This window comes from Frankia nepalensis (assembly GCF_016786325.1).
Classification (GTDB): domain Bacteria; phylum Actinomycetota; class Actinomycetes; order Frankiales; family Frankiaceae; genus Pseudofrankia; species Pseudofrankia nepalensis.
The window spans coordinates 1-8,538 of sequence record NZ_JADWYU010000066.1 but is presented as its reverse complement, the minus strand read 5'-3'; the positions used below and the strand labels follow the sequence as shown (position 1 = coordinate 8,538).

General features: G+C 74.0%; 6 protein-coding genes. 3 read left to right on the top strand and 3 right to left on the bottom strand.

The window, feature by feature from the left end; translation table 11 throughout:
* Together I6A81_RS02935 and I6A81_RS02930 are read left to right on the top strand one after the other, a co-directional pair.
* Positions 1-1,371: hypothetical protein (locus I6A81_RS02935; protein WP_238441444.1), on the top strand; the 1,371-nt coding region annotated here is incomplete at its 5' end.
* A 340-nt stretch (positions 1,372-1,711) separates the two neighbouring features.
* Entirely contained in the window at positions 1,712-2,278 is a 567-nt protein-coding gene (locus I6A81_RS02930; RefSeq protein ID WP_203007538.1) for a dihydrofolate reductase family protein, read from the top strand.
* Positions 2,279-2,599: 321 nt separating this feature from the next.
* On the opposite strand, the gene I6A81_RS02925 is transcribed toward I6A81_RS02930, so the two are convergent.
* The 3 genes from I6A81_RS02925 to I6A81_RS02915 all read right to left on the bottom strand — a co-directional run bounded on the left by I6A81_RS02925 (position 2,600) and on the right by I6A81_RS02915 (position 6,605).
* Entirely contained in the window at positions 2,600-3,607 is a 1,008-nt protein-coding gene (locus tag I6A81_RS02925) for an RNA polymerase subunit sigma-70 (RefSeq protein ID WP_203007537.1), read from the bottom strand.
* Between the two features lie 691 nt (positions 3,608-4,298).
* Positions 4,299-5,435, bottom strand: coding sequence for an amidohydrolase family protein (locus tag I6A81_RS02920; RefSeq protein WP_203007536.1), 1,137 nt, complete (start codon positions 5,433-5,435; stop codon positions 4,299-4,301).
* Between the two features lie 567 nt (positions 5,436-6,002).
* Entirely contained in the window at positions 6,003-6,605 is a 603-nt protein-coding gene (locus I6A81_RS02915) for a MarR family winged helix-turn-helix transcriptional regulator (protein ID WP_307874428.1), read from the bottom strand.
* 177 nt (positions 6,606-6,782) lie between these two features.
* On the opposite strand from I6A81_RS02915, the gene I6A81_RS02910 reads away from it, so the two are divergent.
* Entirely contained in the window at positions 6,783-8,447 is a 1,665-nt protein-coding gene (locus I6A81_RS02910) for an MFS transporter (RefSeq protein ID WP_203010084.1), read from the top strand.
* Positions 8,448-8,538 lie beyond the last annotated feature (91 nt).

Below are 8,538 nucleotides of genomic sequence, written 5' to 3'. Positions count from 1 at the left end.
CGCGCCAGGTCACCGACGGCATGGCGCTGCTACACGAGCTCGGCGCCTTCGAGTCCCCGGGTCCCCGCCGGCCGGCCCGGGGGGGCGGGCAAGGCGAGGGTGGGGGCGGCGCGGCCGGCGGGGGCCGAGTGCGGATACCCGGGGTGCGGGCGGCCGTGCGCCCCCGCGGACGGGCCCGGCCGGCCGCCCGCGTACTGCGACGACCCGGCGCACACCCGGCTGTCGGCCTACCGGCGTCGCCGCGAGCTCGCCGCCGGTGACCCGCGGGGACCGGGAGCCGAGGGCGCCCGGCGGCGCGCCGGCGACGGGCGGGCCGCCGTGGCCGGGAGCCCGGCCACGGCGGGCGCGGCCCAGGGGGCGCGCCCCGTCGCGTTGGCGCGGCTGCGGGCCGACGAGCTTGCCGCCCATGTCGAAGGGCTCACGGCGGACCTGGGCCGGACGCTGGAGGCGTTCACCGCCGCCCTCGGTCGGCTGGGAGACGTCAGCGCGGCCGAGGCGCAGGTGGAGGCCGCCGAGGCGGACTCGGCACGCAGGGTCGCCGAGGCGACCGCCCGGGCGGTGCGCGCCGCGGCCACGGCCCGGGACGCCGAACGGGCCCGGGCGGAGGCCGACGCCCTGGCCGCCGACGCGGTCGCCGCCGCCGACGACCTCGAGGCGAGACTCGCCGTCGCGCAGGCCTCGGCCGCGGCGGCCCAGGCCGCCGCAGCCGACACCGGCCGGCGGGCCGCCGCCGAGGCGGCCCAGGTCCGCGCCGCCGCCGAGGCGGAGATCGCGGCGGCCCGTGACGACGCCCACCGGCAGGTCGAGGCGGCCCGCGCCGCGGCCCGCGACGAGATCGCCACGGCCCGCCGGGAGGCCGACGAACGGGCGGAGGCGGCCCGGTCCGACGCGGCGGCCCGGCTCGCCACGATCCGGGCGACGGCCGAGCGGGAGACGGCGACGGTGCGCGGACAGCTCGCGGCGGCCCGCGCGGAGGCGGCGTCCGCACGTCGCGACGCGGAGAGCGCCACGGCGGCGCTGACCGACCTGCGCGCCGAACTGGCGGCGCTGCGGGAGGCGTCCGCCGCCGACCGGGCCACGGCCGCGGCCGCGCTGGAGCGGGCACAGGCCACGGCCACCGAGCAGGCCGAGCGGCTGCGCCGCGAGACCGGCGACGAGCTGGCCCGGGTCCGGGCCGCCGCCGAGGCCGAGGCCGGCCGGCTGCGGGCCGAGGCCACCGCGGCCCGGGCGGCCGACCGGACGGCGGCCGACGAGCGGGCGGCCGTGCTCGCCGAGGCCCGCGCCGACGCCCGCGCCCGCGCGGAACGGGCCGAACGCCACGCCGACGACCTCGCCGCCCAGCTCGCCCAGCTCCGCCAGGCGGCGGGCTGAACGGGGCGGTCGTGCGTCTGCTGGCCACCGCTCATCGAGGTGGGCCGGGGCCTGTCCTCGATGAGCGGTGGCCCGGCCGGCGCCGCCTACCGTTGTTGCAGGTGGCCGTGGAGGCCTTCCCATCCGACGGCAGCAGCGGTCGGGGAGAGCTGGCCATGGGTGCGCCGCTGCCCATACAGGGTGAGATCGAGATCCGGTGGGTGGTGCTCGAGTCCAGCCGAGTACGCCGTGCTGAGTCCGGAACCCGGGGGACTACCCGCGGACGCAGATCGCGCACCGGTTAGGTTTCCGCGCCGCGCCCGTCTGTACGTCTGAGATCGACTCAGGGGAGGCTGGCACGATGCGGAAACTGATCTTCGGCATGAACGTGACCCTGGACGGCTACATCGCCGCGACCGGCGACGACATCGGCTGGGGCGGGCCGCCGAGCGCCGAGCTGTTCCAGTGGTGGCTCGACCAGGAGCTGGCCAACGGCCTGTCGCTGTACGGGCGCAAGCTGTGGGAGACGATGAGCTCCTACTGGCCGACCGGCGACCAGCAGCCCAACGCCACCCCGGCGGAGATCGAGTTCGCGCGGAACTGGCGGGACACGCCGAAGGTGGTGTTCTCCTCGACGATCGACAAGGTCGACTGGAACACCCGCCTGGTCACCGGCGACGCGGTCGCCGAGATCACCCGGCTCAAGGCCGAGGACGGCGCCCCGATGAGCATCGGCGGTGCGACGCTCGCCGGGGCTGCCATGCGGGCCGGGCTGATCGACGAGTACGCCCTGGTCACCCACCCGGTCCTGACGGGAGGCGGCACGCCGTTCTTCACGGCGCTGGACAGCTGGGTGAACCTGAACCTGGTGGAGACGCGGACGTTTCCCGGCAGCGTGGTGCTGACCCGATACGAGACGAGGCGATGAGCACGGGCCACGTGCTCGGCTCGTGAGGCCAGGTCGAAATCCTTCCTGGCGCGCTCACCGTGACCCTCGGCTATGAGGGAACCTTCCCCCGGCGCCTTCCCTGCGTTCCGAGTGAGCTGTTGACCGACTCGCTGGAGATGAGGACGACGGCGTCGTTGATCGTGACGATGTTCTTCGGGGCATGAAGATGCCCCGCCGGCAACGCCGGCGGGGCGGTGGTGTCCGCGTCGTCGGTGTTCAGCTGGTCGGGTGATCATTCCGCGGTGACGTCGGTGACGGCGGCCCGTGCGCTGGACTCGTCGACGACGGGGACCTGTCTGATCACAGTGTCGGGGGCAGGCCCAGCCATGGTTTGTCGGTGGCGTCGAATCCGGTGAGCTCGGTGATCTTCCCGTCGACGATGCGCAGGACCGCGATGGTGAACAACCGGTACTCCGGGTCGTCGTGGGTGCGGAGGTACAGCGCGGCGGCGGGCATGCGGTTGACCGTCGTGGTGATACAGCGCCAGTCGTCGTGGCCGCGCTGGAAGAGCCCACCGGAGACCCAGCCGTCCACCGCGTCCTTGGCCGTCATGACCAAGGTGCCCGGCTGGGGCACCATCGCGAAGCGCAGGTCGTCGCGCAGCAGGGACATCAGCCTGTCGAGGTCGTTGCGCTCATGGGCGTCGATATACGACCTCACCACGCCGCGCTCGTCATCCGACAGCTCGTGGGTGGCGGGTCTGCGCCAGTCGAGGCGGCGGTCGGGCAGCTGCTCGCGCATCGTCACGCGCGCCCGCTGCAGTGCGCTGGTCACCGATGCGACGGTCAGCTCGAGGGCGTCGGCGGCCTTCGACGCCGGCCAGCCGAGGACGTCGCGCAGGATGAACACCGCCCGCTGCCGCGGCGGCAGGTGCTGGACGGCGACGATGAACGCCAGCTCGATCGTCTCCCGCGCCACCACCGATTCCTGCGGGTCCTCGGGGAGCATCCGGTCTGGGTACGGCTGCAGGTACAGCACCTCGGAGCCGGGGTCCGGCAGCTCGGACGGTACGGGTGTGCGGTCGTCGCGCTTCTCCAGGAAGTCGAGGCAGGCGTTCGTCGCGATCCGGTACAGCCAGGTCCGCAGCGCGGCGTGGCCCCTGAACGACTCCCGCTTGTTCCACGCCCGCAGGAACGTCTCCTGCGTCATGTCCTGGGCGTCCTCGTAGTTCGCGAGCATCCGGTAGCAGTGCACCTGCAGCTCACGCCGGTAGCGCTCCGTGAGGAGCGCGAACCGCGCCGTGTCGCCTGAGCGGGCCGCCGCGATGAACGTGGCCTCGTCGGTGCCCAGCGGTCTGGCGTCGGTCATGGTCATCAATCCTTCCACCGGTGCGAGGGCTACCAGAGCTGACGACGTGGCGGAGGATTTCTGATCGGTGAAGCCGCTGACACCGGGCCGTTCGTCGGGCCGGATGGGTCGGTCGATCCAGGGGACGTGCTCCGGGTCGGGCACACCCTCGATGTCGAGGTCGGGTTCCCGTAGTACCCCACAGCTTCGCGTCGTTGTCCGGTGGCGTGTTTGCCCGGCCGTGCCCGCACGATCCGCAAGGGCGGCAAGGAAGACGACCTGCTCTACGACATCCGCTGCCCGGATGCTCGGCCAGCTCCTCGGCCGCCGCCGCACCGGGCCGGTGTACCTGTCCACCCGCCGCGCACCCGAGGGCGGCACCGCGCGCTCCGGGGAGTTCGACAGGGGCATCAGAATCACCGCAGGTCACGCATATCCGCCCGAAATTTCCACAGAACTACGGGGACCCCTGCTCGGCGACGGCGGAACGGGGCCGGTCGCCAACAGGTCTTCGATGCGGACGGTCGGGTCCACACGACGGGAAGCCCGGTCAGTCCAGGCTGGGGGACCTGGAGCAGACCGGGCGGTGGTCACCTCATGAGATGGGCCGCGTGCCCGCGCGCCACCCCCGGAGGCTGCCGGCGAGGCGTGGGCCCCACCCGCTCCCGGTGCGAGCGTGACGGCGGACGACGCGCGGGGTCGGGTCCCGGCGTCAGGCGCCCATGCGGCGCGCCAGCGCGGGGAGGAGCCGCAGCGCGTTCTCGCGGTTGACGCGGCGGCGGTTGGTCGCGCTCAGCGCCGGGTCGGCGTCGAGCGCCCGTGCGTTGAGCCTGGCGCCGTCGGCGGTCGCCGCCGGCCAGTCCGACCCGTAGAGGATCCGGTCCGCGCCGGCGGCGGCGAGCAGCGACGGGGTCGCGTACGGCGACACGGGCATGGCGGTGTCGTAGTAGAACCGCTTGACGCTGCGCGCGGCGGTGGCCGCGTCGACCCCGGCACCCAGGTACGAGCCGAGCTGGAGCCGGCCGGCCATGTAGGGGAAGAAGCCGCCGCCGTGGGGGAGGACCAGCTTGACGTCGGGAAACCGGGTGAGAGTGCCCTGGAGCACCATCTTGACCGCGGCCCGGGTGGTGTCGGTGAGAAAGTCGACGAGGAATTCGGGGACGGGCGCTCCCCCGCAGCCGGCCAGGTTGAACGGGTGGGTGACGGCGACCGCCTTGCGCCGGTTCAGTTCGGCGAAGACCGGGTCGAAGAACGGGTCTCCGAGGGAGAGGCCCGCGGCGTGGCTGCTCAGCGCGACGCCGTCCGCCTTCAGCGTGTCCAGCGCGTATGCCATCGCCTCGAGCGAGATGTCGATGTGGCCCAGCGGCAGGTAGGCGAAAAAGCCGAAGCGTTTCGGACGGGCCTGGACGACCTCGGCCATCGCCTCGTTCCCGATCTGGGTCATCTCCCGGATCAGCGCCGGGGTCAGGCCGCCCAGGAACTCCGACGGGACGACACCGGACAGCACCGAGGCCGCGACACCCGTCTCGTCCATCATCGCCAGGGTGCTGTCCAGGTCCCACTGGGACCAGGGCGGCCCTCCCGTCGGGGGAAGGAGCCCGTGGTCGATCAGCCACTGCCGTGACCTGGGCGGATTGGCGTGCGAGTGCACGTCGATGCGGCCGCCGCCACCACCGTTCGCGCCGGCGGTCGTGGCGGCGCCGGCGGTGGAGATCTGAAGGGTTGACGGTGCCAGGGCGGCCGCGCCCAGCGCGGCGGCGCCGAGGACGGCCGTTCGCCGATTGGGTTTCGGCGAATCGTCCGGATGGTCGGGTGCACTGTCGTCGCCGGGGTCATTCTCGTGGCGCACAAAACCTCCTCAGTGGTTACGTTCAGTGCGTCGTTCGACTCGCAACGGTTGACTCTGCGGTGCACGTCGTACCGCATGCCTCAAGGGTCGCTAACTGAGGGTGCCAAAGAGAAGAGGGCCGCGCTGTGGCTTGGACCCCCCGTAGCCAACCAGTCACGTCGTCGCTGACGCTCAGGCTACTGCTCTTCGTCATCAGGTGCCGGTATTCCGGAGATTTGGTCCGGACGACTCGCCCCTCATCGCTCGCCCGTCACGCGGAACAGGACGCCGTCGGCCGAACGGAGACCCGGCCGGCCACCGGCCGGCCGGGAGCCGATTGAGGCCGCCGACAGGAAAAGGACGGTTGCCGCCTCGCTGGCGTTGCGGCGCCGTGCACGTTCGATGGCGGCCGCGTCACGCATGGGCGCGGCACGGTGGAGTTGGCGCCGCTGAGTTGCCTGGTCAGCCTGCCTGCGCGACACCCCTGCCGCGTGGGAACACGGCCGGTACCCGGGCGTGGACGGGAAGGCCCGGGTGGTCAGGACGGCAACGCCGCGCCATGGCGGCCCCGCGGCCGCCGGCGGTGGGTCAGTTGGCGCAGGCGGCGGGGTTCGCGGCGTGGTGGTCGAGGACGCGGGTGAGCAGGCGGACGAACTCGGCGCGCTCGGCGGGGGTGAGCGGCGCGAGCAGCCTGTCCTGCACGGCGGCGACCAGCGCGTCGAACTGGTCGAGCCGCTCGACCCCCGCCGCCGTGATCGCGATGATGTTGCGGCGCCGGTCGGCGGGGTCCTGCGCCCGCTCGACGTAGCCGGCCTGGGTGAGTTCGTTGACCATGGCCGCGACGTCGCTGCGGTCGAACCCCAGGCGGCGGCCCAGGCTCGCCTGGCTGGACGGGCCGAACTCGGCGAGCGACGCGAGCAGCGGGTAGTGGTACTTGCGCGCGCCGACGGCGGTGAAGGCCTCGGCCGTCAGCCGGTGCCCGTGCACCGACGTCTTGTTGAGCAGCCAGCCGGCGACCTGCCGCATCCGGGCCGGCCAGGCGGCGGCGAACGTCTCCGCGCTTCCCGTGGGCTCGTCCCGCGCGGGCAGGCCGGGCTCACCGGCCGCGGCCGCGGCGCGACCCGCGAGACCGTCCCGGTTCGCGGGACCGCCGTGACCCGTGGGACGTCCGTCCTCGTCCTGCCCCCTCACGTCCCCGAGTCTAACAATTTTGTTGGTGCCACCCACGAAACTTGTTACCGTTGGGCCTGCCAACGTTGGGAGTTCCAATGAAGGCGCCGCGGCCGGGGACGGTTCCCGGCGACCCGCGGCCTCCGGGGCGTCGTCCCGCCACCGCGGCGGGACGACGCCGATCGAGGGTGGAGCGCGATGAGCACAGACAGGTCACCGGCGGGGTCCGCCAGCCCCGCCCCAGGCCCCACCGGCCGGGCCGCCCCCGCCACCGGCGAGGGCCACGCCACCGACACGGGCCGGGCTGGCGGTGAGAACGCCGGGGACTCGCGGCGCTGGTGGGCCCTGGCCGCCGCGGCGCTCGGTCAGCTGACGATCGCCGCCGACTTCACGATCATGAACATCGCCCTGCCGTCGGCGCAGCGGTCGCTGGACATGTCCGACCCGAGCCGCCAGTGGGTGCTGACCATGTTCGCGCTCGGCTACGGCGGCTTCCTGCTGCTCGGCGGTCGGGTCGGTGAGCTCCTTGGCCGCCGCCGCGCCCTGCTCGTCGGCCTGGCCGGGTTCGCCGTCGCGTCCGCGCTCGGCGGCGCCGCCGTCAACACCGGCACGCTGTTGGCCGCCCGCGGCCTACAGGGCGTCTTCGGCGCCCTGTTCACCCCGGCGGCGCTCGCGCTGCTGGGCACCACGTTCACACTTCCGACGGAACGCGCCCGCGCATTCGCGATCTTCGGCACGGTCATGGGATCGAGCTCCGGGATCGGACTGATCCTGGGCGGCGTGCTCACCGGCTACCTGAACTGGCGCTACAGCATGTTCATCGCCATCCCGCTCGCGATCGCGGCCATCCTGGTCACCGTCGTCGCGGTGCCTGCCCGCGCCCCGCGGACCACGCCGGCCACCGGCACGCCACCCGGCGAGCGGATCGACGTGGCGGGCGCGCTGCTGGCGACCATCGGGCTGATGGCGCTGGTCTTCGGGTTCTCCCGGGCCGAGACCCACGGCTGGGGCGCGGCCACGACGATCGTCTCGCTGGCCGCCGGCGTCGCGCTGCTCGCGGTGTTCGTGCTGGTCGAGGCCCGGACCGCCAGCCCGCTGCTGCCGCTTCGCGTCGTCGCGCACCGCGGTCGCGGGGGTTCGTACCTGGCGACGCTCAGCCTCGGCATCGCCGTCTTCGGCGCGATGTTCTTCCTGACCTACTACCTGCAGGAGGTGCTCGGCTACTCACCGGCCCGCACCGGGGTCGCGTTCCTCCCGCTGACCGTGGGACTGGTCATCGGCGCGCGCATCGTCGGCCGGCTGATCGTGCGGGCGCCGGTCCGTTCCCTGCTCGTCACCGGGCTCGTCAGCGGCGCCGTCGCGATGGGCCTCATCGGCCTGCTGCGCCCCGACAGCTCCTACTGGACCGGAGTGCTGCCGGTGCTCGTCGTGCTCGGCTTCGGCATGGGCTGGGTCATGATGCCGGCGAACAGCATCGCCACCCTCGGCGCCGGCCGCGACGCCGGGGTCGCCGGCGGCGCGGTGATGACCTCGCAGCAGATCGGCGCCTCCCTGGGCCTGGCGCTGCTCGGCACCGTCGCCGGCACCGCCACCGCCGACTACCTGGGCTCCCACCAGGCCAGTCCCGGCGGCGGCGAGAGCCTGGTCCACGCGGCGACCGTGCACGGCTTCAACGTCGCGAGCCTCGTCGGCGCGGCGCTGCTCGCCGCCACGGCCGTCGCGGTGTTCCTCGTCGTCGGCGCCCGCGGCGCGACCGCGACCGGCGGCGACGGCCCCGCCGCCCACGGGCCAGCCCCCGAAACCCGGCCGGCCGCGGTCCCCGAGCCGGCGTCGCCCGCGCGCGACGCCGCGGTCACCGCGTAGTCGACCGGGCGGAACCCGACTGCCCGCGTCTCCCGCCGCCAAGTCTGGCCGACCGTGCCCGTCCCTCGCCCCGGCGCGGCGGGCCCGCGTT